Raw genomic sequence first — 23,626 nt, forward strand, 5'->3', positions numbered from 1 at the left:
GCGTGCCGGTCAGGCGTTGCCGCGGCTGATCAGGCGCGAGAGCACGATCGCGGAGCGCGTATGGTCCACGTTCGGCGCAAGTCGCACTTTTTCGAGCGCCGCCTCCAGGCTCGGGATGTCCCGCGACCGGATGTGCACGATGGCGTCCGCGCTGCCCGTGACGGTTCCCGCATCCACCACCTCCGGCACGGCGGACAGGATGCGCAGCAGCTCGTCGGGCGCGACCGTCCCCCGGCAGAACAGCTCGACGTACGCCTCGGTGCTCATCCCGTCGATCGCCGGGTCGACCTGGATGGTGAATCCGCGGATGACGCCGTCGGCGACCAGGCGGTCGACCCTGCGCTTCACCGCGGACGCGGACAGCCCGACCACGGAGCCGATATCTCCGTATCCGGCGCGGGCATTCTGGCGGAGCAGGTCGAGGATGCTGCGATCAAGGTTGTCCACGAGCGCTAGCATACGGTGGATCGTTGCGTGAGCGCCTGGTGTTACGCGGAATCGTTGCGCGGGCTGTATAACGATCTGCTCTCGCCGCACAGGCACGCAAACATTCTGCGCGGCGAGGCCGGATCCTGGCGATTACGTGCGCCCGGACGCATCCATTCGCCGACAATCGTGTGTGACACTATCCCCATGTCGATCACCCACGAAGACGCTGAGCCGCGGACGGACCGGCCGGCGCGGATCCCGACGCGGCGGTCGGTGCTGATGTGCCGTCCCGAGCATTTCGTGGTCGTCTACCGGATCAACCCGTGGATGGACCCCGCCCTGCCGACCGATACGTCGCTGGCCGTGCAGCAGTGGGATGTGCTCTACCGCACCTACGTCGAGCTCGGCTACGACGTGCAGCTGATCGAGCCCATCGAAGGGCTGCCGGACATGGTCTACGCGGCCAACGGCGGGTTCGTGGTCGACAACGTGGCGTACGGCGCGAGCTTCACATACCCGGAGCGGCAGCCGGAAGGCCCGGCATACATGGACTGGTTCCGCAGCCACGGGTTCGAGGTCGCTGAGCCGCGCAGCGTGAACGAGGGAGAGGGCGACTTCCTCCTCGTCGGGGACACGATCCTCGCGGGCACCGGCTTCCGCAGCACCGACGCCAGTCACGGCGAGCTCGCCGAGCTGTACGGCCGCGAGGTGGTCTCGCTGCGGCTGATCGACCCGAACTTCTACCACCTGGACACGGCGCTCTCGGTGCTCGACGGCACGCCCGGGCAGGAGCACATCGCCTACCTGCCGTCCGCGTTCGACGACGCCAGCAGGGCCGTCATCGCCGAGCGGTTCCCCGACGCGATCGTCGTCAACGACGAGGACGCCGCCGTGCTCGGACTCAACTCGTTCTCCGACGGATACAACGTGGTGATCGCATCCAGGGCTGTCGACTTCGAGCGGCAGCTGCGCGAGCACGGATACAACCCGATCGGCGTCGACCTCTCCGAGCTGCTGCTCGGCGGCGGCGGCGTCAAGTGCTGCACCCTCGAACTGCGACGCTGAAAGGACAGCGCATGAACGACACAGACACGGTCGCCCCCGCGGGCACGACCGACGCTGACACGGTCGCCGGTGCTGACACCGTCGCCCACCGCATCCACCCCAGCACCGTCGCCCCGACCGAGCGCCAGGCCGAGGCGATCGAGCGGGAAGAGGAGCACATGGCGCACAACTACCATCCACTGCCCGTCGTGGTCGCGGAGGGGGACGGCGCCTGGGTCACGGATGTGGACGGCCGGCGCTACCTGGACTGCCTCGCCGCATACTCGGCCGTGAACTTCGGCCACTCCAACCCCGTGCTTCTGGATGCGGCGCGGGCCCAGCTCGACCGCATCACGCTGACGAGCCGCGCGTTCCACAACGACCAACTCGGCCCGTTCGTGGAGGCGCTCGCCGCGCTCGCGGGCAAAGACATGGTGCTGCCGATGAACACGGGAGCCGAGGCCGTCGAGTCCGGCATCAAGGTGGCGCGCGCGTGGGGGTACCGCGTGAAGGGTGTGCAGGACGGGCGGGCGAACATCATCGTGATGGCCGGCAACTTCCACGGGCGCACGACCACGATCATCAGCTTCTCCGACGATCCGGATGCGCGTGACGGGTTCGGCCCGTACACGCCGGGATTCCGCACGGTGCCGTACGGCGACGCCGCCGCGGCCGCGGAGGCCATCGACGACGACACCGTCGCCGTGCTCGTCGAACCGATCCAGGGCGAGGCCGGCATCGTCGTGCCGCCCGCCTCCTTCCTTCCCGAACTGCGCGCGCTCTGCGACGAACGACGCGTGCTCCTGATCGCGGACGAGATCCAGTCCGGCCTCGGCCGCACCGGTGCGACGTTCGCGTGCGACCTGGTGGGAGTGGTACCCGACCTCTACCTCCTGGGCAAGGCGCTCGGCGGCGGTATCGTGCCGGTCTCCGCTGTCGTCGGCAACCGTGATGTGCTCGGGGTGCTGAACCCCGGGGAGCACGGGTCGACGTTCGGTGGGAACCCGCTCGCTGCCGCCGTCGGGCGGGCCGTGGTCGGGATGCTCGCGACCGGCGAGCCGCAGGAGCGCGCCGCGCTGCTCGGCAGGCGCCTGCACGCCGGGCTCTCGCGGCTGGTCGGGCACGGCGTGCTCGCGGTGCGCGGGGCTGGGCTGTGGGCCGGGATCGACATCGATCCGGCGCTCGCGACGGGCAGGGAGGTCTGCGAACTGCTGATGGAGCGCGGGCTGCTGGCGAAGGACACGCACGGGTCGACCATCCGGTTGGCGCCCCCGATCGTGGTGGATCCCGCCGACCTGGACTGGGCGGTCGACCAGCTCGATGCGGTGCTGCAGGAGTTGTCCACCCGCTGACGGCTTTCGCCTGTGAGCGCAGGAGTTATCCACAGCTTCGGGTTTTTTCGTCGCGCCGGGTGCTCCCGAGTGGAAGCATGGGCGCCATGAGTGATCCGAGCACACAGGCGACGGCGCCCGAACGGCCAGACGGCGGCAAGACGTTCTTCGGGCAACCCCGCTCGCTCGCGAACATCTTCGGCGTCGAGATGTGGGAGCGCTTCTCGTTCTACGGGATGCAGGGCATCCTGCTCATCTACCTCTATCACTCGGTCGCCGACGGCGGCCTCGGCATCGACCAGGCCACGGCCGCCGGCATCGTCGGCGCGTACGGAGGGGCGGTGTACCTCTCGACGATCCTCGGCGCGTGGCTCGCCGACCGGATGTTCGGGTCGGAACGCGTGCTGTTCTGGAGTGCCGTGGTCATCATGGCCGGGCACATCTCGCTCGCCCTGCTGCCCGGGGTGTCCGGCGTGATCGTGGGCCTCCTGCTGGTGGCGCTCGGCAGTGGCGGGCTGAAGGCGAACGCCACCCGCATCGTCGGCACGCTCTACTCGGAGCACGACTCGCGCAGGGACGCCGGGTTCTCGATCTTCTACCTCGGCATCAACCTCGGCGCGTTCTTCGGGCCGCTCCTCACCGGGCTGCTGCAGACCGAGCTGGGCTTCCACTGGGGCTTCGGGCTGGCGGCGGTCGGCATGGCGATCGGGCTCATCCAGTACTCCTTCGGGCGCAAGCGGCTGCCGGAGGAGGCGCACGACGTGCCCAACCCGCTGCCGGCATCCCGTCGCCCGCTCGTCATCGGGATCGCGGTGGCCGGGGTGATCGTGGTGGTCGCGCTGGTGCTCCTCGGCGTGATCACGGCGCAGAACCTGGCGCTCATCGTGATCGGCGTGGTGATCGTCGCCGCCATCGCGTACTTCACGCTGCTGCTCACGTCGAAGCTGGTGAACGCGGAGGAGCGCAGCAGGATCGTGGCGTTCATCCCGCTGTTCATCACGAACGCGGCGTTCTGGTCTCTGTACCAGCAGCAGTTCACGGTGATCACGATCTACTCGGACAAGCGACTCGACCGCAACCTGTTCGGCTGGGACTTCCCGGTCTCCTGGGTGCAGTCGATCAACCCGATCTTCGTCATCGTCCTGTCCGGTGTCTTCGCGGCGATCTGGACGAAGTGGGGAGACAAGCAGCCGTCGACGCCGCTCAAGTTCGCGGCGGGCACGGTGGTGATGGGGCTGGCGTTCTGGCTGTTCCTCTTCTGGGCGGGCGGCGGAGAGAACAGCACGCCGCTGCTGGCCGTGGTGGGCATCCTGCTCGTGTTCACGGTCGCGGAGTTGCTGATCTCGCCGGTCGGGCTGTCCGCCTCCACGAAGCTGGCGCCGCACGCGTTCGGTGCGCAGATGGTGGCTCTCTACTTCCTGTCCGTCGCACTCGGCACCGCGATGGCCGGCCAGCTCGCGAAGCTGTACTCGCCGGCGACGGAGGGCGTCTACTTCGGGATCATCGGCGCGGTGGCCATCGCGATCGGCGTGGTCCTGGCCGTGATGAGCCCGTGGGTGCTGAAGATAATGCGCGGCGTGCGGTGAGGCAATTGTATGTATTTAGTATTTAGCACCTAAGAGTTTTGATACGCTATCCCGGTACGTCGAAGTGCTGGGAGTTGAATTGTGAAGAATAAGAGTGTCGTTTCGATCGCGTTGACGGGAGTGGTCGCGATCGCTGCGCTCGTGGTGCATTCGCCACGGTCATCGGTCGGGCGATAGCGCTCGGTTTCACAATCCTGAAGAACCACGAATGACGCCGCCGTCGCGGCCATCCCGCACTCGGCTCGCCTTCAGTGCCGTCTCGCTCGCCCTCCCGCTTGGAGCAACAGTGGTGGCGCGCTGGGCGTGGGGTTCCGAGATCCCTCGCCAGCTCGGCACGCACTGGTCATCTCCCGGTGGCGCAGACCGGTCGAGCGAGGAATCGGAGGTCTTCGTGGGCGCGCTCGCCGTGATGACTTGCGCACTCGTCGCTGGCTGCGTGATCCTCGCCGTGCCCGCACTGAGCGCGATGGTCACGCGGATCGCGCTTCTCGCGCTCGGAGGCGTCGCGGCGGGCGCGGCCACTCAGTGGCTCATCCCGACACATCTCACAATGGTGGCCGGACACTGGTCTGATGCCGTTCTCGGCGCGTGGATTCTGGTGCACTTCGCGTCGTGGGCCTACGGTTTGGTACCCATGCTGATCGCGCCGCCCGTGCGTGCCGCTCGGTGAGGCAGCAGACTGGTCGCATGGCCGAGTTGCTCGAACTGTGCAGGGTGGACAAGCTGATCCCGGATTCGGGCAGCATCGGGGTGACCGCGATCGACAAGCGACCCGTCGCCGGTCCGCTCAGGGTGCGACCGTACGGGCTCTACGGAGACGTGCAGGCCGACCGCAAGCATCATGGCGGCCTCAGCAAGGCGCTGTACGCGTATGCGCAGGAGGACGCGGAGTACTGGGCGGATGCGCTCGGGCGCGACATCCCTGCCGGGCTGTTCGGCGAGAACCTGCGCACGGCGGGACTTGACGTCAACGGTGCAGAGATCGGCGAGCGGTGGAGGATCGGCGACGAGCTAGTGGTCGAGGTGACCTGTCCGCGCGAGCCGTGTGCGACGTTCCAACGGCGCATGGGGGAGCGGCAGTGGGTCAAGCGCTTCACCGAGGTGGGGCTGCCCGGCGCATACCTGGGCATCGTCAAGTCCGGGAGTATCGGAGCCGGCGACAGCATCGAGGTCGTGTCGAGGCCGGGGCACGGAGTGACCGTCGCCTCCTGGTTCACCTCCCCCGACGCCGACCAGGTGGATGCGCTCGAAGCGGCAGAGCGCGCGGGGAGCGTGACGCTCGTGCCCGAGATGGTGGTGGCGATGCGGAAGATCGCTGCGCGGGTGAGCGCGTGAGCGGGGTGGTCGAGGTGTGGGCGAGCGAGTCGACGCTGCTGGGGTTCGACGGGCGCATCCTGGAGGTGTTCGGCTTCGCGGATGTTCAGAGGATGCACATCGCGTACCGTCCGACGATCACGGTCGGCAAGAAGATGGTGTCCATCACACCGACCCACGGCGGCAAGCTCAGCTTCTTCTACGACGCGGCGCGCGCCGACGAGATCGCCGCCTTCGCGTCCCACGTGCACGCGGCGCACGCGGCGCACGCCTGACCGGCGCAGGCTGACGGCGTCTCACCGACCGCGCGCGTCTCACCAATCGCGCACCCGCGGCGCGCTCAGGCTCGCGGCGCGTACTCCGCCGCGAGCAGCCCCAGGATGACCTCGTCGATGAACTCGCCGAGCACCCACGCTGACGCGCGGGTCGTCCCCTCACGGACGTAGCCGTTGCTCTCCGCCGCCCGCAGCATGGCCGTGTTGTCCGCCAGCGTCTCGATCTGCAGCCGGTGCAGTCCGCGCACCACGAAACCGTAGTGCGTGAGCACCGCCACCACGTCTGTGCCGTAGCCGTGCCCGCGCGCCGCGGGGGTCAGGCCCAGCCCGATGTGGGCGAACCGGTTGTGCGTGTCGATGCCCCAGAGGGTGGCAGCGCCGATCAGCGTTCCTCCGGCCAATTCGACGATCGAGAACCGCACCACATCGTCGTCGGACGTGCCCACCTTCAGTCGGGGGTCGTCCGAACCGGGAGAGATCGGACGCCACGGGCTGCCCTCCGCGCGGGAGCCGACGACGACGTCGTCCCACATCTCCTTCAGCAGGATCGGGATGTCCTCTTCGTGCCGGGCCCTCAGTCCCACCGTGCTGCCAGTAAGCATGGGTCATTCCTAGCCGATCGTCCCGCGCGGCGGCAACCATCAGTGGATGCGGTCAAGCCGCCCCCGATTCAGTCGTACCATTGCTGAATGGAACTCCGGCAGCTCGAGCACTTCGTCACGGTGGCGGAGGAACGACACTTCACACGCGCGGCGGAACTGCTGCAGATCTCGCAGTCCGGACTGTCCGCGTCCATCCGGTCGCTTGAGCAGGAGCTCGGCACCTCCCTGTTCATCCGCAGCACGCGTCGCGTGGAGCTGACCACCGCAGGACAAGCGCTGCTCGCCGACTCCGTGCGCACGCTCGCCAGCGCGGCAGCGGCCCGCAACGCCGTCGCCGCCGTGCGCGGCCTGGTGCGCGGCCGCCTCACCATCGGAGCTGAGCCGTGCCTCGGCTCGGTCGACCTCCCCGCCGAGCTCGCGTCGTTCCGCACGGCCAACCCCGGCGTGGAGGTGCGGCTGCGCTACTCCGGATCCGTCGAGCTGGTGGATGCGGTCGCCGGGGGCCGCGTCGACGTCGCCCTGGTCGTCGACACCGGCCACACGCCCGCCGGGGTGCAGCTGCGACAGCTGAGCACGCAGGAGATGCTGGTGCTCTGCCACCCCGACCACCGGTTCGCGGCTGAGTCGAGCATCCCGTTGGAGAGTCTGCGCGGTGAGGCGCTGATCGGTTTTCAGGAGGGGTGGGGTGCGCAGGCGCTCGCGCGGCGGGCGTTCGCGGCGGCCGGGTTCGACTACCGGGCGGCGATGGAGGTCAATGACGTGCATCCGCTGCTCGACCTGGTCGGCTACAACCTCGGCGTCGCGATCGTGCCGGCGAGCTTCGCCCGCAAGCGCCCGGAGCAGCTGAAGGCGGTCGGGCTGCGCGGCGACGTGCCGGCGTGGAATGTGGCGGTGGCGGTGGCCGAGGAGCCCAGCCCGGCGGCCGGCGCTTTCCTGCGGCAGTTGCAGCCCGTCGGAGCCGCCGCGTAAACGCAGCACTCGAGCCCGACGCCACTCGCCGGTGACACCGAGGTGTCGCGAATGACGCCGGACCCGAATGTGCCGCGCGGATCACCCGGCGCGGATCAGGCGGCGCGGGTCAGGCCGCGTCGAGCGCCGCCAGCTCCTCGGGGGTGAGGGTCAGGTCGGCCGCCGTCGCCGAGTCACGGATCGACTCTGGGCGGGATGCTCCGGGGATCGGGATGACGTGCGGGCTCTTGGCGAGGTGCCAGGCGAGCGCGACGACCTGCGGGCTGACGCCACGCGCATCCGCGACCTGCTGGAACGGCGCGAACCTGTCGCCGAGCGACGCGGCGGACGTGATGCCGCCGAGCGGGCTCCACGGCAGGAACGCGATGCCCAGCTCGTCGGCCAGCTCCAGCTCGGGCTCGCTCGACCGGAAGGCCGGCGAGAACTGGTTCTGCACCGACGCGAGACGGCCGCCGAGGATCTCCTGCGCCTGACGGATCTGCTCGGGGTTCGCGTTCGAGATCCCGGCGAGGCGGATCACGCCGTCGTCGAGCAGGTCGCGGATCGCGCCGACCGAGTCCTCGTACGGCACCTCGGGGTCCGGACGGTGGAACTGGTACAGCCCGATCGCGTCGCCGCCGAGCCGCGCGAGCGACGCCTTCGCGGCCTCCTTGATGTACTCCGGGCGGCCGTCGACGTACCAGCTTCCGTCGCCGGGGCGGAGGTGGCCGCCCTTCGTGGCGATCAGAACAGTGGATGCGTCGCCGCCCCAGCTGCGCACGGCACCGGCGATCAGCGACTCGTTGTGACCGACCTCGTCGGCGTGCAGATGGTAGGCGTCCGCCGTGTCGATGAAGGTGACGCCCGCGTCGAGCGCGGCGTGGATGGTGGCGATGGAGCGGTCCTCGTCCGGGCGGCCCTCGATCGACATGGGCATGCCGCCCAGGCCGATCGCGCTCACCTCGACGTCGGCGATTCTGCGTGTTCTCACCAGGCGTAGTCCTCCGGTGCTGTCTTGTGGCCAGGGAAGATCTCGTCGAGGCGCGCAAGTGCGGCCTCGTCGAGGGTGACGTCGACGGCACGGACCGCCGCATCCAGTTGCTCCATCGTGCGCGGCCCGATGATCGGCGCCGTCACGGCCGGCTGCGCGAGCAGCCAGGCGAGCGCGATGTCTCCCGGCTCGTGCCCGAGCTCGTCGGCGAAGGCCTCGTACGCCTCCACAGCATCCCGGTGCTTCTCGAGGGTCTCCGCGGCGCGCCCTTCCAGGCGACGTTTGCCCTCGTTCTGCTTGCGCACGACCCCGCCGAGGAGGCCACCGTGCAGCGGCGACCAGGCGATGACGCCCACGCCGTTCGCCTGAGCGGCCGGCAGCACTTCGAGCTCCACCTGACGGGTCAGGAGGTTGTAGATCGACTGCTCGCTGACCAGGCCGGTGTAGTTGCGCTTGCGGGCCTCCGCCTGCGCGGTGGCGATGTGCCAGCCGGCGAAGTTGCTCGAACCCGCGTACAGGATCTTGCCCTGCGCGACGGCGACCTCCATCGCCTGCCAGATCTCGTCCCACGGGGTGTCCCTGTCGACGTGGTGGAACTGGTAGATGTCGATGTAGTCGGTCTTCAGCCTGCTGAGGCTGGCGTCGAGTGCGCGCCGGATGTTCAGGGCGGACAGCTTGCCGTCGTTGGGCCAGTCGCCCATGTCGCCGTAGAGCTTGGTGGCGAGCACCGTGCGCTCGCGGCGGCCGTCACCTTTCGCGAACCAGTCGCCGATGATCGACTCCGTCGCGCCCTTGCCGCGGTGCTGCCCGTAGACGTTGGCCGTGTCGAAATAGTTGATGCCGTACCCGTGCGCCGCATCCATGATGGCGAACGAGTCGTCCTCGCTGGTCTGCGGACCGAAGTTCATCGTGCCGAGTGCGAGTCGAGAGACTTTCAGGCCGGACCGGCCCAGATGTGTGTACTCCATACCGTCAGCATCCGCCCGCCCGAGTCAGCTGTCCAACAGGAGATGTGGATGACATTGTGCAGGGTGGCAACTGAATGGATGCGCCTCCCGGGCGACGGTGCGAAGCTGAGCGCATGCAGCTCCTCACCGACGGCGTCTACCGCCTGCAGAAGGCCACCGGCGCCAACGCGTACCTCGTCGACACCGGAGACGCCGCTGTCGTCATCGACACCGGAACCCCGGGCGGTGCGGCGAAGCTGGCCGCCGAGCTCCGGGAGGCGCGCGGCCTGCCGCCGGTGACGGACATCGTCCTCACGCACTACGACCCCGACCACGCCGGATCGGCCGCCGCGCTGCAGCGCGAGACGGGCGCCCGGGTCTGGATCGGCCGCGCCGACGCCGCCGTGCTGCGCGGAGAGACGCCGCCGTCGACCGGCTTCCGGAGGTTCCTCGGCCGCGTCTACCCGAAGACCGAGGTGCCGGCCGACCTGCACGAACTCCCGGATGCTGCCGAGACGGAGATCCTGCCCGGCCTTGTCGCCATCCCCGCTCCCGGGCACACCGACGGCCACGTCGTCGTGGAGTGGCGGGGCGTGATCTTCGCCGGGGATGCCGTGCGCGTCTCGAAGGGCAGGCTCGTGCAGATGCCGCGGCTGCTGATCAGCGACAAAGCGCAGGCGCTGGCGACGACCGAGCTGATCGCATCCCGTCGCCCGCGGCTGGTGTGCCCGGGGCACGGAGCCCCGGACCGGTTGGCCTAGCGGCTGAGCGCCGCCTCCAGCTCCGGGTCCGTCGGCTCCACCAGGTAGGAGCCGTCGGGGAAGGCGATGACCGGGATGTTCGTGCGACCGCTGATCGAGAGGGCCACGTCGGCCTTCTCCGGGGTCGCGACCAGGTCGACGTAGTCGTAGTCGGCGCCGAGGCGGTCGAGGAGGGCCTTCGAGCGGATGCAGTCGCGGCACCAGTCCGCGCCGAACATGGTCACTTTGTCGTAGGTTTCAGCGGAAGTCATTCATCGAGCCTAAGCGCTTCCGGCTGGGAGCCGTCCACGAGGCGGGTCGCGCGCATCCGGCTGGGCTCGATGATGGCGGCGTTGGCGCCGTCGACCTCGCGGGCCCACGCCTCCGCCGCCTCCGGGGTGCGGCCGTGGCGGGTGTGCCTGTCGATCAGCCGTGCCAGGCGCACGTGCTCCGGCGTCGACACGAACCAGCTCTCCGCCAGCAGGCTCGGGATGCGCGACCACGGCTCGGCGTCGGCCAGCAGGTAATTGCCCTCCACCACCACCAGCCGCGTCTCCGGCTCGATGGCGATGGAGGCGGCGACCGGCTCGTCAACGGTGCGCTCGAACGCAGGGACATAGACGGTGTGGGCCTGCTCGGCGACGACCCGGCGGAGGGTGGCGACGAAACCCCAGGCGTCGAACGTGTCGATCGCGCCCTTGCGGTCGTGGCGGCCCAGCGCATCCAGTGTCGTGTTGGCCAGGTGGAAGCCGTCCATCGGGAGGTGCGCGGCGAGCGGGCGGCCGCCCGCGCGCTCGTTCACCCGCTCGACGATGGTGCGGGCCAGCGTGGTCTTGCCCGAGCCGGGGCTGCCGGCGATCCCGAGCAGCACGCGCCCGCCTCGCGCTGCCAGCAGCAGCTCTTCCGCCCGTGCTGCCCCGGCTTCGCTCATCCCCTCATTCTCGGGCATCGAGGCCAGGGTGTGGTGCGCGGTGCGCGAGCGCGTGCGTGCACGTCAGGAGTACTCGGGCGGAGCGGTGCGGTAGCGCCAGGCGAGCTCGTTGTCCCGGGCGAAACGGGAGAGCGTGTGCGCGGGCGGGAGCAGGTCTCCGGTGAAGGCTTCCAGCGAGGCGAGGAGCGCGTCGGCGGTGGCGGGGGTCGGATCGGCGAGTACGGCCGTGAGCAGGGCGTCGAAACCGTCGGGCTTGCTGTCCAGCCCGGCGACGAGCTTCGTCAGGTATTTGGGGCCGGGGAACGCGACGCGGTTGGCCGCGAGCAGCGCCCGCGCGGCCGAGGTGACGAGGTGCACGGACGCGTGCCGCAGCAGCAGCTGGTCGCCGCTCGCGGCCGCCTGCTGCAGGAAGTAACCGCCGTACAGCCTGGCCTGCGCGAGGAACGACGCCACCTTGGCGTCCCACTCGGCCTCAGGGAGGGACGACGGGTGGATGCGGGCGATGCGTGCATCCAGGTCGTCGACGCGGCTGAAGACGACCCGGGATGCGGCGAAGGAGTCGCGCACCGGGTCGTCGCCGCGGTCGGCGGCATCGTCGAGGTAGGACAGGGTGGCGAGCTTGATGTCGAAGTAGCCGCCGTCGTAGCCGATGTCGTCGTCCTCGGTGTACATCAGGAGGTCGGCGGCGTCGGCGTCCGCCCAGCGCTCCTCGGTCACGACGAGGTAGAGGTCGACGTCCGAGTCGACGCGCTCCGTGCCGCGGGCGACGGAGCCGGTGAGGATGACGGCGACGGTGTCCGGCCGTGCCGTCTCGCGGGCGAGGTAGCGTTCGATGGCCTGGTCATGGTGCAGCAACGGTGGGTCTCCATTCGGGGTGAATCGCTTCAATGCGCGGACGACGGTGGTGGCGCCCGGGGCGGCGACGGCCGGGGTCAGTCCGAGCTGCTCGCCCGGACGACCAGCTCCGGCTGGTACAGGATCTGACGGGGTTCGAGGTCGGGGTCGTCCGCCTCTTCGAGCAGGATGTCGACGGCGGTCTCTCCGATGAGGCGGCTGGGCTGACGGATCGAGGTGAGCGGGACCACCGATGCGCTCGCGAACAGGATGTCGTCGTAGCCGACCAGTGCGATCTCGTCCGGGATGGCGATCTTGCCCTGCATGAACAGGGCCTGCAGCAGCCCGATCGCGAGAAGATCGTTCGCCGCGAAGACGGCGTCCGGGCGCTCGGCGGGGGAGCGGTCCACGATGGCGTCGCCCGCCCGGCGGCCCTCCTGCACGGTCAGCGCGGGGAGTGTGATCGCCTCGATGGTGACACCCGGATGCGCGGCGACGGCCTGCCGGGCGCCCTGCAGACGGTCGCTCACCTGCCGGATCTCGAGCGGGCCCCCGACGAACGCGATCCGTCGCCTGCCCGTGTCGATCAGGTGCTGGGCGGCCAGCGCTCCGCCGGCGATGTCGTCCACCGAGACCGAGCTGATCGACACGTCCTTGCTCACCCGGTCGACGAGCACCGACGGGATGCCGCGGTCGCGCATCCGGCGCAGCCTGGGCGCCACGTTGCCCACCGGGGAGATGAGCACGCCGCGGACGCGCAGCTCCTCGAACAGGGTGAGGTAGCCGGACTCGCGTTCCTTCTTCTCGTCGCTGTTGCCCGCGATGACCGAGTATCCGGCCAGGGCTGCGCCGTCTTCTGCGGCGGTGGTCAGCTCGGTGAAGAACGGGTTGCTGCCGCTCAGGGTGATCAGGCCGAGCGCGTTGCTGTGGCCCACGCGGAGCTGCCTGGCCGCCTCGTTGCGCACGTACGACAACTTCTCCATCGCCAGGGTGACCCGCTCCACCGTCTCCGGGGAGACGATCTCCGGGCGGTTCAGCACGTTCGAGACGGTGCCGATGGAGACGCGGGCCAGTGCGGCCACATCCTTCACGCTCGCCGATGCCATGATCGCCCTCCCGATCGCAGTTTAGGACATTGAATCGTTAACGCGCGTCGCCCCTGCGACGAATCGCTGGCGGCGCGGGCTGCCGATGGGTTGAACGATAGTCCTTCCCCGCATCCCGTGTGAATTGCCGGGGAAGACAACAAACAATGGCTCGTTACTGAATCGTTACAATCGCGTGTTGACGTCCCTCCACCCGCCCCCTATCTTCAAATGAAGCGTTTCAATGCGAACCCAGCGCGCACTCTGGGACCTGCAGCGCCAATACAAGGAGGTATTCATGTTCTCTCGAAGGACGGCAGCTCGCGTTGCCGCCACAGTCGCCAGCACAGCCGTGCTGGCCGCCACCCTCGTCGCCTGCTCATCGAGTGGCGGCGGCGGATCGTCCATCACCCTCATGGCCGGCGGAAACGACCCAGCTGCGACCAAGTTCGCCAAGTCGATCGCCGACGGATTCATGAAGGAGAACCCGTCGATCAAGGTCAAGGTGAACACGCGCCCGGGCGGCACGGACGGCGACAACCTGATCAAGACCAGGCTCTCCACCCGCACGATGGACGACGTCTTCCTCTACAACTCCGGATCGCTGTTCCAGGCGCTCAACCCGGACACGCAGCTTCAGCCCCTCACCGACGAGGCATGGGTGAAGGAACTGACCCCCGACTTCAAGAAGACCGTCAGCACGTCGAAGGCGACGTACGGCGCACCGTGGGGCACGACCTTCAACGGCGGCATCATGTACAACAAGAAGGTCTACGAGAAGCTCGGTCTGACCGTGCCGAAGACCTGGGCCGAGTTCATCAGCAACAGCGAGAAGATCAAGGCGGCGGGCATCATCCCGGTGCTCCAGTCGTACGGGGACACCTGGACCAGCCAGCTCTTCGTCCTCGCCGACTTCGCCAACATCAGCAAGCAGGATCCCGAGTGGGCGACGAAGTACACCGAGAACAAGGCCAAGTACGTCGACCCGCCCGCGCTCGCCGGCTTCACGCACACGCAGGAGGTCTTCGACAAGGGTCTGATGAACAAGGACTACGCGTCCCTGACCAACGTGAACGCGCTCAAGCTGCTCGCCACCGGCGAAGCGGCGCAGTACCCGATGATCACCGCGGTGATCAGCAACGTGGTGCAGAGCAACCCCGACCAGGTCAACGACATCGGCTACTTCGCGATGCCCGCCGACTCCGGCGAAGGCCAGGCGACGGTCTGGGAGGCGAACGGCGCGTACATCCCGAAGTCGACGACGGGCGACAAGCTGACCGCGGCCAAGAAGCTGGTGGCGTTCATCAACTCGCCGAAGGGCTGCGACGTGCAGAACTCGGCCGGTGTCCCCGCCGGGCCGTTCGCGATCAGCAGCTGCAAGCTCCCGGATGACGCTCCCGCCCTCGTCGCGGACGAGCTGAAGTACCAGGAGGCCAAGCAGACCGGGCTGGCGCTCGAGTTCCTCTCCCCGATCAAGGGACCGAACCTCGAGAAGATCCTCATCCAGGTCGGCTCCGGCATCACGGATGCCAAGGCGGGCGCTGCGCTCTACGACAACGATGTGAAGGCGCAGGCGCAGCAGCTCGGCCTCAAGGGCTGGTAACCCGGGACGACGCAGCACTGCGCAGCACCGCGGGGCCGATGGCCACGGCCGTCGGCCCCGCACAGCACCACAGCACCATCGCACTGAACTCGACGAGGAGTAAAACATGTCGACGGCCAACCCAGCGACCGCCATCCAAGCGGCCGACATCATCGCGGACATCGCGCCGCCACCGAAGAAGCGGCGACCGATCAAGTCGTACTACCCGACCTGGTTCTTCATCCCGGCGGTCGCGCTCTACGTCGTGTTCTTCGCCATCCCGACGTTCTCGTCGTTCTATTTCTCGCTGACCCGCTGGTCGCTGTTCGACTCGCAGTTCATCGGCTTCGACAACTTCGTCCAGTTCTTCCGTGACCCTCAGCTGTACACGAGCTTCATCCACACCCTGATCTACGCGGTGATCACGTCGGGTGCGAAGGTCATCATCGGTTTCTTCCTCGCGATCCTGCTCACCGGGCCGATCGTCGGCCGCGGCTACCTCAGGGCCGTCGTCTTCTTCCCCGTGCTGCTCTCCACCATCGGCGTCGGCATCATGTGGAAGTCTCTGCTCGACCCCTTCCACGGGATGGTCAACGCCGTCCTCGGGTTCTTCGGGCTCCCGCAGCCCGGCTGGTTCACCGACCCGAACCTCGCGCTCTACTCCATCGCCGGCGTCGACATCTGGAAGGGCGTCGGCATCGCGACCCTGATCTTCATGGCGGGCATCGTCGCCATCCCGAACGAGTACTTCGAGGCGGCCAAGATCGACGGGGCGAGCTCCTGGAAGATCCTGCGCCAGATCACGATGCCGCTGACCCGCGGAGCGACGGCGACCGTCATCATCCTGTCGCTGATCGGCGGCCTGCGGTCGTTCGACATCATCTGGGCCACCACGGGGGGCGGCCCGGGCTTCACCAGCGACGTGATCGCCTCCGTGATCTACAAGCAGTACCAGGCGGGCTTCTACGGTCTGTCGACCGCCGGCAACGTCGTCCTCTTCCTCGTCGTCACGGTGATCATGGTGCCGCTCTCGTACTTCCTCAACAGAAAGCAGGTGGAGCTGTGAGCCGCGAGCGCACCAGGGCCTGGATCGTCGGCATCATCGCGATCGTCGTCTCCGTCGTCGTCTTCCTCGTCCCGTTCGTCTTCGTGCTGCTGCAGGCGGCGAAGTCCCCTGCGGAGGCATCGAACCTCGCGTTCTCCTGGCCGAAGGAGTTCCTGTTCTTCCAGAACTTCTGGGAGACGCTGAACTCGAACGACGGCGTCATCTGGCGCGCCATCATCAACAGCGCGATCCTCACCATCGGCGCTGTCGCGATCATGGTGGTGCTGTCGGCGATGGCCGGGTACGTGCTCGCCCGCAAGAAGAGCAAGTGGGGCCCCGTCGTCAACTTCTTCGTGCTCGCCGGGCTGATCGTGCCGCCCGCCGTCGTCCCGACCATCTGGGTGCTGCAGGGGCTGCAGCTGTTCGGCACGATGCCCGGGATGATCCTGGTCGAGGCGACCTTCGGGCTCTCGTTCTGCATCCTGCTGTTCCGGGCGTTCGTCGGGAACATCCCGCGGGAGCTGGACGAGGCGGCGGTGCTCGACGGCTCCGGCCCGATCCGGCTCTTCTTCCGGGTGGTGCTCCCGCTGCTGCGCCCGGTCGTGGTGACCGTGATCGTCGTGCAGTCGGTGTTCGTCTTCAACGACTTCGCCGGACCGCTCTACTTCCTCCCCGGCGACCAGAACGTGACGGTGCAGCTCGCGCTGTACACCTTCTCCGGCCAGAACCTGAGCTTCTACAACCTGCTCTTCATGGCCATCTTCCTCATCACCATCCCCCCGCTCATCGCATACATCTTCTTCAACAGGCAGATCGTCGCCGGCATCACCAGCGGCGCCGTCAAGGGCTGACATCACCGTGACCACGAACGAGAACACTGGAGTGACATCAATGAACTGGCAAGCTCGCATGATCGCCGCAGACGACGACTTCGACGGGGCACCGCTGCTCCGCCGCGAGTTCGGCATCGACGGCGGCCACGGCGCCGTGACGAACGCGACCCTCACCCTGAGCGCGCTCGGCGTGGTGGAGGCGTGGCTGAACGGCCGCCCCGTCTCCGACGACCTGCTGACTCCCGGATGGAGCAGCTACGAGTGGCGCCTGCGCTACGCGGAGTACGACGTGACGGACCTGCTGGCCGGCGACGCGGGGAGTGCGGAGGGCGCGGTCGGCGTGCTCGGTATCGCCCTCGGAAACGGCTGGTACCGCGGCAGGCTCGGCTGGACGGGACGCTCCGGCTTCTACGGCTCGGAGCTCGGCGCGTTCGCGCAGCTGGAGGTCACCTTCGCCGACGGCTCGACGCAGACGGTCGTGACGGACGCCGACGGCGCATGGACCGCAGGGCCGAGCCCGGTGCTCGCGAACGACCTCTACGACGGAGAGACCATCGACGCCCGCCGCAGGGACGACTCCTGGCTCTCCGCCGGATTCGCGGGCGACGGCTGGGTGGGTGTTCACGCGCTGGACTTCGACACGGCCATTCTGACCCCGTACGTCGGGCCGCGCGTCCACCGCTGGAACGAGCTGCCGGTCGTGGAGATCAGCACATCGCCGTCGGGCAAGACGCTCGTGGACTTCGGGCAGAACCTCGTCGGCTGGGTGCGCGTCTCGGTCCGGGGCGACGAGGGCGCCGAGGTCACCATCCGGCACGCGGAGGTGCTCGAGCACGGCGAGCTGGGCACCCGGCCGCTGCGCTCCGCGCTCGCCACCGACCGCTACATCCTGAGCGGCGGCGACGACGTGTTCGAACCCACGTTCACCTTCCACGGCTTCCGCTACGCCGAGGTCTCCGGATGGCCGGGCGAGCTGACGGCGGACGACCTGACCGCCGTCGCCATCGGCTCCGACCTGGAGCGCATCGGGACCTTCCGCAGCTCCGACCCGATGCTGAACCAGTTCCACGAGAACGTGGTCTGGGGGATGCGCGGCAACTTCGTCGACGTGCCGACCGACTGCCCGCAGCGCGACGAACGCCTCGGCTGGACAGGCGACATCGCCGCGTTCGCGCCGACGGCCGCCTTCCTCTTCGACGTGGACTCCTTCCTCTCGGACTGGCTGATCGATCTCGACGCGGAGCAGCGCCATCACGACGGCATCGTCGGGTTCGTCATCCCGGATGTGCTCAAGTACACCGACCGCGAGATCCCGACCGAGTTCGGCCCTGCGGACTCTACGGCGATCTGGAGCGACGCGGCCGTCTGGGTGCCCTGGACGCTCTACCAGGCATACGGCGACCAGGATGTGCTCGGCCGCCAGTTCGACTCGATGGCCAGTCACGTGCGCCGGGTGAAGTCGCTCCTGTCTCCCGCAGGCGTCTGGGACGGCAACTTCCAGTTCGGCGACTGGCTCGACCCGGATGCTCCGCCGGAGGACCCCGCGAAGGCCAAGGCGGACAAGGGCGTGGTGGCCACCGCGTGCGCGTACCACTCTGCGCGGATCGTCGCAGAGACGGCGGCGCTGCTCGGCCGCACGGAGGAGCAGGCGGAGTTCGAGCGGATCGCGACCGGCCTGCGCGAGGCGTTCAACCGTGAATACGTGAACGACGGCGTCGTGAAGAGCGACTGCACCACGGTGTACGCGCTGGCCATCGTGTTCGGACTGCTCGACGCCGCCGACGAGGCCGCCGCCGGCGCCCGGCTCGCCGAGCTCAGCGCCGAGGCCGGATACCGCATCTCCACCGGGTTCGCCGGAACGCCGTTCATCACCGACGCGCTCACGAAGACCGGGCACCTGGATGCGGCGTACCGGCTCCTGCTCGAACGCGAGTGCCCGTCGTGGCTCTACCCGGTGACGATGGGCGCGACCACGATCTGGGAGCGCTGGGACTCGATGCTGCCGGACGGCACCATCAACCCGGGCGAGATGACCTCGTTCAACCACTACGCGCTCGGCGCGGTCGCCGACTGGATGCACAGGGTCGTCGGCGGTCTCGCCCCGCTCGCCCCCGGATACGCGAAGGTGCTCGTCGCCCCGCAGCCCGGAGGCGGCATCACCGAGGCGGAGACGACGCTCGACACCCCACACGGCCGCGTTGCCGTGCACTGGACCGTCGACGGCGACGAGCTCACCGTCGACGCCGAGCTCCCGGCCGGAGTGGACGGCGTGCTCCGCCTGCCCGGCCAGGACGACCGGCAGCTCAGCGGAGGCCCCGTCTCCGTGACCGTCCCCTTCGCTGCTCCTGCGCTCGCCGCAGCCACCGCTTCAGAGAAATGACCAGGCACCATGACTGACCTCACCGCCATCGCAGCGGACCTCGCCGACCAGGCGATCGAGCTCCCATCCTGGGCGTTCGGCAACTCGGGCACCCGGTTCAAGGTGTTCGGATCGCCAGGCACCCCGCGCGACCCGTTCGAGAAGGTCTCGGACGCCGCGCAGGTGCACAAGCACACCGGGCTCGCCCCGAAGGTGGCGCTGCACATCCCGTGGGATGTGGTCGATTCGTACTCCGACCTGCGCAAGCACGCGGAGGACAACGGGGTGTCGCTCGGCACGGTGAACTCGAACACGTTCCAGGACGACGCGTACAAGCTCGGCTCGGTGACCCACAGCGATCCGGCGATCAGGCAGAAGGCGATCGACCACCACTTCCGCTGCATCGACGTGATGGACCAGACCGGTAGCCGCGATCTGAAGATCTGGCTCGCGGACGGCACGAACTATCCGGGCCAGGACGACATCCGGGCCAGGCAGGACCGTCTCGCCGAGTCGCTGGCCGCGATCTACGCGCGGCTCGGCGATGACCAGAGGCTCGTGCTCGAGTACAAGTTCTTCGAGCCGGCGTTTTATCACACCGACGTTCCGGACTGGGGGACCAGCTACGCGCACACCGTCGCGCTCGGCGACAAGGCGTACGTCTGCCTCGACACCGGGCACCACGCGCCCGGCACGAACATCGAGTTCATCGTGGCGCAGCTGCTGCGGCTCGGGAAGCTCGGCTCGTTCGACTTCAACTCGCGGTTCTACGCCGACGACGATCTGATCGTGGGCGCCGCCGACCCGTTCCAGCTGTTCCGCATCATCGCCGAGGTGGTGCGTGGCGGCGGGCTCAACAACCCGGATGTGGCGTTCATGCTCGACCAGTGCCACAACATCGAGAAGAAGATCCCCGGCCAGATCCGGTCGGTGCTCAACGTGCAGGAGATGACCGCCCGCGCGCTGCTGATCGACAGGGAGGCGCTCTCCGCCGCCCAGGCCGCCGGCGACGTGCTCGGCGCCAACGGCATCCTGATGGACGCGTTCTACACGGATGTGCGCCCGGCGCTCGCCGAGTGGCGCGAGTCCCGCGGGCTGCCCGCCGATCCGATGAAGGCGTACGCAGGATCCGGATACCAGGAGAGAATCGAGGCGGACAGGGTCGGCGGCGTGCAGGCAGGATGGGGCGCCTGATGGCCACCGAGGCGGCGGAGGCGCTGATCGCCCGGTCGAACCGGCTGGGCGCAGACCCGCGCAACACCAACTACGCGGGCGGCAACACGTCGGCGAAGGGCACGGACACCGATCCCGTCACGGGTGAACCGGTCGAACTGCTCTGGGTGAAAGGCTCGGGAGGAGACCTGGGCACACTGACCGAGGCGGGGCTGGCCGTGCTGCGGCTCGACCGGCTGCGCGCGCTGGTGGGCGTGTATCCCGGTGTCGAGCGCGAGGACGAGATGGTCGCGGCGTTCGACTACACGCTCCACGGAAAGGGCGGCGCAGCGCCGTCGATCGACACGGCCATGCACGGGCTGGTGGATGCGGCGCATGTCGACCACCTGCATCCCGATTCCGGGATCGCGTTCGCGACGGCTGCCGATGGTGAGCGGCTGACCGCTGAGGCGTTCGGAGGACGGGTGCTGTGGGTGCCGTGGCGGCGTCCCGGCTTCCAGCTCGGGCTCGACATCGCGGAGCTGAAGGCGGCGCATCCGGAGGCGATCGGCTGCATCCTGGGCGGTCACGGCATCACCGCGTGGGGCGCGACCTCGGGGGAGGCGGAGGCGAACTCGCTGTGGATCATCGAGACCGCCGCCGCGTACATCGCGGAGCACGGGAGGGACGAGCCGTTCGGAACCGTCCTGGACGGTTACAGCGCACTGCCGGAGGCGGAGCGCCGCGCGAAGGCGGCGGCGCTCGCGCCGCACCTGCGGGCGCTGGCGTCGACGGACAGGGTGCAGGTCGGGCACTTCACCGACTCGGAGACGGTGCTCGACTTCCTGGCGCGCTCCGAGCATCCACGGCTGGCGGCGCTCGGCACCTCCTGCCCCGACCACTTCCTGCGCACGAAGGTCAAGCCGCTGGTGCTCGACCTGCCCGCCGACGCGTCCGTGGAGGACTCGGTGGCGCGGCTGGAAGAGCTGCACGAGGCGTACCGGGCCGACTACCAGGGCTACTACGACAGGCACGCCACCGCGGATTCGCCTGCGATCCGTGGCGCCGACCCGGCGATCGTGCTCGTCCCCGGCGTCGGGATGTTCAGCTACGGCGCGAACAAGCAGACGGCGCGGGTGGCCGGCGAGTTCTACCTGAACGCCATCAACGTGATGCGCGGAGCGGAGGCGCTGTCGACGTACGCGCCGATCGACGAGGCGGAGAAGTTCCGCATCGAGTACTGGGCGCTGGAGGAGGCGAAGCTGGCGCGGATGCCGAAGCCGAAACCGCTCGCCGGACGGATCGCGCTCGTGACGGGTGCGGCATCCGGAATCGGCAAGGCCATCGCCACCCGCCTCGCGGCGGAGGGTGCGTGCGTCGTCATCGCCGACCTCGACCTCGCGAAGGCGCAGGCTGCCGCCGCGTCGATCGGCGGGACGGACGTGGCCGTCGGGGTGCAGGCGGACGTCACGGACGAGCGCGCGGTGCAGGCGGCAGTGGATGCGTCCCTGCTGGCGTTCGGCGGGCTCGACCTGGTGGTCAACAATGCCGGGCTGTCGCTGTCGAAGTCGCTGCTGGAAACCACCGTGGCCGACTGGGAGCTGCAGCACGACGTGATGGCGAAGGGCTCCTTCCTGGTGTCCCGCGCCGCCGCGCGGGTGCTGATCGACCAGAAGCTCGGCGGGGACATCGTCTACATCTCGTCCAAGAATTCGATCTTCGCGGGACCGAACAACATCGCGTACTCGGCGACGAAGGCCGACCAGGCGCACCAGGTGCGGCTGCTGGCGGCCGAGCTCGGCGAGCACGGGGTGCGCGTCAACGGGATCAACCCGGACGGCGTCGTGCGCGGCTCCGGGATCTTCGCGGGCGGCTGGGGCGCCAAACGCGCCGCGGTGTACGGGGTGCCGGAGGAGGAGCTCGGGCAGTACTACGCGCAGCGCACCCTGCTCAAGCGGGAGGTGCTGCCGGAGCACGTCGCGAACGCGGTGTTCGTGCTGTGCTCGTCCGACCTCGATCACACGACGGGACTGCACATCCCGGTGGATGCCGGCGTGGCGGCGGCGTTCCTGCGATGAACGGAACGGGGACCGTCGCGGCCGTCGACCTCGGCGCGACCAGCGGGCGGGTCATGATCGGGAGGGTCGGGCAGGACACGCTCGACCTGACCGAGGCCGCACGGTTCCCGAACACGCCCGTCAGAATCTGGGAGGGCGAGCGGGCGGCGCTGCACTGGAACATCCCCGAGCTGTACCGCAACGTGATCGGCGGGCTGCGGGATGCGCTGCACGCCGAGCCGGGCATCGTCAGCGTCGGCGTGGATGCGTGGGCCGTCGACTACGGGCTGCTGCGCGGCGGAGTGCTGCAGGGCATCCCGTACCACTACCGCGACGAGCGGACGGCGGCGGGGGTGGCAGCGGTGCACGCGCGCGTGCCCTCCGACGAGCTGTATCGGCAGAACGGGCTGCAGTACCTGCCGTTCAACACGCTGTACCAGCTGGCGGTCGACCGCGCGGACGGGCGGCTCGACGGGGTCGACACGATGCTGCTCATCCCGGACCTGATCGCGTACTGGCTGAGCGGAGAACGCGTCGCCGAGCGCACGAACGCGTCGACGACCGGGTTGCTGGGGGTGGATGGCGCGTGGAACGCGGCGCTGATCGAGACGCTGGGGATTGCGCGGGGAGTGTTCCGGCCGGTGGTGGATGCGGGGACCGTGCTCGGTCCGCTGCTGCCGAGTGTGCGGGGCGAGGTGCGCATCCCGGATGGTGGTGATGGCGGTGCTCGTGGCGGTGGCGGCCCGGTGGTGACCGCGGTCGGCTCGCACGACACGGCGTCCGCGGTGGTGGCGGTGCCCATGCGGAGCTCGAACGCGGCGTACATCTCCTGCGGGACCTGGGGGCTCGTGGGCGTGGAGCTGGAGCATCCGGTGCTGACTGCTGCTGCGCGCGACGCCAACTTCACCAACGAGGGCGGGGTGGATGGGCGCGTCAGGTTCCTGCACAACGTGATGGGCCTGTGGTTGCTGAGCGAGAGCATCCGGAGCTGGCGCGACGCCGGGTTGGACGTGGACCTGGTGGAGCTGCTGGAGCGTGCCGAGGCGTTGGGTGCCGGTGTGCCGGTGACGGTCTTCGATGCGAACGACCCACGGTTCCTGGCGCCGGGAGACCTGCCGGCGCGGATCGCGGAGTGGTGCACGGAGCACGGCGTGGCCGCACCGGCCGGGCCGGTCGAATACGTGCGGAGCATCGTGGAGAGCCTGGCCGAGGCGTTCGCGGCGGCGGTGCGGTCGGCCGCCGAGCTGTCCGGTCGTCGGGTCGACGTGGTGCACATCGTGGGCGGAGGGGCACGGAACCGGCTGCTCTGCCAGCTGGTCGCCGACCGCTGCGGCGTGCCGGTGCTCGCCGGTCCGGTCGAGGCGACCGCCATCGGCAACGTGCTGGTGCAGGCGCGGGCGCACGGCCTGGTCAGCGGCTCGCTGGAGGCGCTGCGCGCCCTCGTGCTGCGCACGCACGCGCCGGTCGAGTACGCGCCTGCCTTCGCGAGACACCACTAACTGTCGCGAAACGCCCGGGATGCGCAGCAGTTACTGGCATCT

23 protein-coding genes are annotated in these 23,626 nt (G+C 68.9%); 15 read left to right on the forward strand and 8 right to left on the reverse strand.

Annotated features, from left to right (window positions below; all coding sequences use genetic code 11):
- Positions 1–9 precede the first annotated feature (9 nt).
- The gene (locus AC1ROC_RS19735) at positions 10–447 is read right to left on the reverse strand and encodes an Lrp/AsnC family transcriptional regulator (RefSeq protein ID WP_168688378.1); all 438 of its coding nucleotides are present in this window, start codon (positions 445–447) and stop codon (positions 10–12) included.
- A 186-nt stretch (positions 448–633) separates the two neighbouring features.
- Here AC1ROC_RS19735 and ddaH point away from each other — a divergent pair, with 186 nt between their 5' ends.
- The 6 genes from ddaH to AC1ROC_RS19765 all read left to right on the forward strand — a co-directional run bounded on the left by ddaH (position 634) and on the right by AC1ROC_RS19765 (position 5,979).
- On the forward strand, positions 634–1,494 hold the full coding sequence (gene ddaH / locus AC1ROC_RS19740) for a dimethylargininase (RefSeq protein WP_434950950.1): 861 nt from the start codon (positions 634–636) through the stop codon (positions 1,492–1,494).
- 11 nt (positions 1,495–1,505) lie between these two features.
- Positions 1,506–2,825, forward strand: coding sequence for an ornithine--oxo-acid transaminase (gene rocD / locus AC1ROC_RS19745; protein WP_493001907.1), 1,320 nt, complete (start codon positions 1,506–1,508; stop codon positions 2,823–2,825).
- An 86-nt stretch (positions 2,826–2,911) separates the two neighbouring features.
- Positions 2,912–4,390, forward strand: coding sequence for a peptide MFS transporter (locus AC1ROC_RS19750; RefSeq protein WP_493001908.1), 1,479 nt, complete (start codon positions 2,912–2,914; stop codon positions 4,388–4,390).
- Positions 4,391–4,781: 391 nt separating this feature from the next.
- On the forward strand, positions 4,782–5,060 hold the full coding sequence (locus tag AC1ROC_RS19755; protein WP_493001909.1) for a hypothetical protein: 279 nt from the start codon (positions 4,782–4,784) through the stop codon (positions 5,058–5,060).
- A 17-nt stretch (positions 5,061–5,077) separates the two neighbouring features.
- The gene (locus AC1ROC_RS19760; RefSeq protein WP_493001910.1) at positions 5,078–5,725 is read left to right on the forward strand and encodes an MOSC domain-containing protein; all 648 of its coding nucleotides are present in this window, start codon (positions 5,078–5,080) and stop codon (positions 5,723–5,725) included.
- A complete protein-coding gene (locus AC1ROC_RS19765; protein WP_493001911.1) occupies positions 5,722–5,979 on the forward strand; it encodes a hypothetical protein in 258 nt (85 codons plus the stop codon). Before AC1ROC_RS19760 ends, AC1ROC_RS19765 begins: the two co-directional genes overlap by 4 nt.
- A gap of 65 nt (positions 5,980–6,044) precedes the next feature.
- Here AC1ROC_RS19765 and AC1ROC_RS19770 read toward each other — a convergent pair whose 3' ends face one another.
- Positions 6,045–6,581 carry a GNAT family N-acetyltransferase gene (locus tag AC1ROC_RS19770; protein WP_168688383.1) on the reverse strand — a complete coding sequence of 179 codons (537 nt, stop codon included), beginning with the start codon at positions 6,579–6,581 and terminating at the stop codon, positions 6,045–6,047.
- A gap of 87 nt (positions 6,582–6,668) precedes the next feature.
- On the opposite strand from AC1ROC_RS19770, the gene AC1ROC_RS19775 reads away from it, so the two are divergent.
- On the forward strand, positions 6,669–7,550 hold the full coding sequence (locus AC1ROC_RS19775; protein WP_085369696.1) for a LysR family transcriptional regulator: 882 nt from the start codon (positions 6,669–6,671) through the stop codon (positions 7,548–7,550).
- Positions 7,551–7,659: 109 nt separating this feature from the next.
- On the opposite strand, the gene AC1ROC_RS19780 is transcribed toward AC1ROC_RS19775, so the two are convergent.
- Positions 7,660–8,520, reverse strand: a complete 861-nt coding sequence (locus tag AC1ROC_RS19780; RefSeq protein ID WP_168688384.1) for an aldo/keto reductase — start codon at positions 8,518–8,520, stop codon at positions 7,660–7,662.
- Positions 8,517–9,488 carry an aldo/keto reductase gene (locus tag AC1ROC_RS19785; protein ID WP_085369694.1) on the reverse strand — a complete coding sequence of 324 codons (972 nt, stop codon included), beginning with the start codon at positions 9,486–9,488 and terminating at the stop codon, positions 8,517–8,519. The genes AC1ROC_RS19780 and AC1ROC_RS19785 overlap by 4 nt, the downstream gene beginning before the upstream one ends.
- A 113-nt stretch (positions 9,489–9,601) precedes the next feature.
- Between AC1ROC_RS19785 and AC1ROC_RS19790 the strand changes: the two genes are divergently transcribed.
- Positions 9,602–10,228, forward strand: coding sequence for an MBL fold metallo-hydrolase (locus tag AC1ROC_RS19790; protein ID WP_085369693.1), 627 nt, complete (start codon positions 9,602–9,604; stop codon positions 10,226–10,228).
- Here AC1ROC_RS19790 and AC1ROC_RS19795 read toward each other — a convergent pair.
- The 4 genes from AC1ROC_RS19795 to AC1ROC_RS19810 all read right to left on the reverse strand — a co-directional run bounded on the left by AC1ROC_RS19795 (position 10,225) and on the right by AC1ROC_RS19810 (position 13,078).
- Positions 10,225–10,479: a glutaredoxin family protein gene (locus AC1ROC_RS19795; RefSeq protein ID WP_168688386.1), complete on the reverse strand. Its 255-nt coding sequence runs from the start codon at positions 10,477–10,479 to the stop codon at positions 10,225–10,227. The genes AC1ROC_RS19790 and AC1ROC_RS19795 overlap by 4 nt on opposite strands.
- The gene (locus tag AC1ROC_RS19800) at positions 10,476–11,138 is read right to left on the reverse strand and encodes a nucleoside/nucleotide kinase family protein (protein WP_493001912.1); all 663 of its coding nucleotides are present in this window, start codon (positions 11,136–11,138) and stop codon (positions 10,476–10,478) included. The genes AC1ROC_RS19795 and AC1ROC_RS19800 overlap by 4 nt, the downstream gene beginning before the upstream one ends.
- Positions 11,139–11,201: 63 nt before the next feature.
- Entirely contained in the window at positions 11,202–11,993 is a 792-nt protein-coding gene (locus AC1ROC_RS19805) for a nucleotidyltransferase domain-containing protein (protein WP_493001913.1), read from the reverse strand.
- Between the two features lie 77 nt (positions 11,994–12,070).
- On the reverse strand, positions 12,071–13,078 hold the full coding sequence (locus tag AC1ROC_RS19810; protein WP_085369689.1) for a LacI family DNA-binding transcriptional regulator: 1,008 nt from the start codon (positions 13,076–13,078) through the stop codon (positions 12,071–12,073).
- Positions 13,079–13,355: 277 nt separating this feature from the next.
- Between AC1ROC_RS19810 and AC1ROC_RS19815 the strand changes: the two genes are divergently transcribed.
- From AC1ROC_RS19815 to AC1ROC_RS19845, 7 genes are all read left to right on the forward strand, one after another.
- Positions 13,356–14,660 (forward strand): ABC transporter substrate-binding protein, encoded by a 1,305-nt coding sequence (locus AC1ROC_RS19815; protein WP_085369688.1) that lies wholly within the window; start codon positions 13,356–13,358, stop codon positions 14,658–14,660.
- A 106-nt stretch (positions 14,661–14,766) separates the two neighbouring features.
- Positions 14,767–15,705: a carbohydrate ABC transporter permease gene (locus tag AC1ROC_RS19820; RefSeq protein ID WP_085369686.1), complete on the forward strand. Its 939-nt coding sequence runs from the start codon at positions 14,767–14,769 to the stop codon at positions 15,703–15,705.
- On the forward strand, positions 15,702–16,535 hold the full coding sequence (locus AC1ROC_RS19825) for a carbohydrate ABC transporter permease (RefSeq protein WP_085369685.1): 834 nt from the start codon (positions 15,702–15,704) through the stop codon (positions 16,533–16,535). Before AC1ROC_RS19820 ends, AC1ROC_RS19825 begins: the two co-directional genes overlap by 4 nt.
- Positions 16,536–16,575: 40 nt before the next feature.
- On the forward strand, positions 16,576–18,897 hold the full coding sequence (locus tag AC1ROC_RS19830) for an alpha-L-rhamnosidase (RefSeq protein WP_493001914.1): 2,322 nt from the start codon (positions 16,576–16,578) through the stop codon (positions 18,895–18,897).
- A gap of 9 nt (positions 18,898–18,906) precedes the next feature.
- The gene (gene rhaI, locus AC1ROC_RS19835; protein ID WP_493001915.1) at positions 18,907–20,070 is read left to right on the forward strand and encodes an L-rhamnose isomerase; all 1,164 of its coding nucleotides are present in this window, start codon (positions 18,907–18,909) and stop codon (positions 20,068–20,070) included.
- Positions 20,070–22,106, forward strand: a complete 2,037-nt coding sequence (locus AC1ROC_RS19840; protein WP_493001916.1) for a bifunctional aldolase/short-chain dehydrogenase — start codon at positions 20,070–20,072, stop codon at positions 22,104–22,106. The genes rhaI and AC1ROC_RS19840 overlap by 1 nt, the downstream gene beginning before the upstream one ends.
- Positions 22,103–23,584 (forward strand): rhamnulokinase, encoded by a 1,482-nt coding sequence (locus tag AC1ROC_RS19845; protein WP_493001917.1) that lies wholly within the window; start codon positions 22,103–22,105, stop codon positions 23,582–23,584. The genes AC1ROC_RS19840 and AC1ROC_RS19845 overlap by 4 nt, the downstream gene beginning before the upstream one ends.
- The last annotated feature ends 42 nt before the right edge of the window (positions 23,585–23,626 follow it).

It is taken from the genome of Leifsonia sp. GW821-FHT13C05 (assembly GCF_058806515.1).

Excerpts from the sequence above, each read along its gene's own strand:
- AC1ROC_RS19750 (WP_493001908.1), top strand. The coding sequence starts at position 2,912 with ATGAGTGATCCGAGCACACAGGCGACGGCGCCCGAACGGCCAGACGGC.
- AC1ROC_RS19820 (WP_085369686.1), top strand. The coding sequence starts at position 14,767 with ATGTCGACGGCCAACCCAGCGACCGCCATCCAAGCGGCCGACATCATC.
- ddaH (WP_434950950.1), top strand. The coding sequence starts at position 634 with ATGTCGATCACCCACGAAGACGCTGAGCCGCGGACGGACCGGCCGGCG.
- AC1ROC_RS19790 (WP_085369693.1), top strand. The coding sequence starts at position 9,602 with ATGCAGCTCCTCACCGACGGCGTCTACCGCCTGCAGAAGGCCACCGGC.
- AC1ROC_RS19815 (WP_085369688.1), top strand. The coding sequence starts at position 13,356 with ATGTTCTCTCGAAGGACGGCAGCTCGCGTTGCCGCCACAGTCGCCAGC.
- AC1ROC_RS19760 (WP_493001910.1), top strand. The coding sequence starts at position 5,078 with ATGGCCGAGTTGCTCGAACTGTGCAGGGTGGACAAGCTGATCCCGGAT.
- AC1ROC_RS19800 (WP_493001912.1), bottom strand. The coding sequence starts at position 11,138 with ATGAGCGAAGCCGGGGCAGCACGGGCGGAAGAGCTGCTGCTGGCAGCG.
- rocD (WP_493001907.1), top strand. The coding sequence starts at position 1,506 with ATGAACGACACAGACACGGTCGCCCCCGCGGGCACGACCGACGCTGAC.
- AC1ROC_RS19810 (WP_085369689.1), bottom strand. The coding sequence starts at position 13,078 with ATGGCATCGGCGAGCGTGAAGGATGTGGCCGCACTGGCCCGCGTCTCC.
- AC1ROC_RS19830 (WP_493001914.1), top strand. The coding sequence starts at position 16,576 with ATGAACTGGCAAGCTCGCATGATCGCCGCAGACGACGACTTCGACGGG.
- AC1ROC_RS19840 (WP_493001916.1), top strand. The coding sequence starts at position 20,070 with ATGGCCACCGAGGCGGCGGAGGCGCTGATCGCCCGGTCGAACCGGCTG.
- AC1ROC_RS19775 (WP_085369696.1), top strand. The coding sequence starts at position 6,669 with ATGGAACTCCGGCAGCTCGAGCACTTCGTCACGGTGGCGGAGGAACGA.
- AC1ROC_RS19795 (WP_168688386.1), bottom strand. The coding sequence starts at position 10,479 with ATGACTTCCGCTGAAACCTACGACAAAGTGACCATGTTCGGCGCGGAC.
- rhaI (WP_493001915.1), top strand. The coding sequence starts at position 18,907 with ATGACTGACCTCACCGCCATCGCAGCGGACCTCGCCGACCAGGCGATC.
- AC1ROC_RS19770 (WP_168688383.1), bottom strand. The coding sequence starts at position 6,581 with ATGCTTACTGGCAGCACGGTGGGACTGAGGGCCCGGCACGAAGAGGAC.
- AC1ROC_RS19785 (WP_085369694.1), bottom strand. The coding sequence starts at position 9,488 with ATGGAGTACACACATCTGGGCCGGTCCGGCCTGAAAGTCTCTCGACTC.
- AC1ROC_RS19845 (WP_493001917.1), top strand. The coding sequence starts at position 22,103 with ATGAACGGAACGGGGACCGTCGCGGCCGTCGACCTCGGCGCGACCAGC.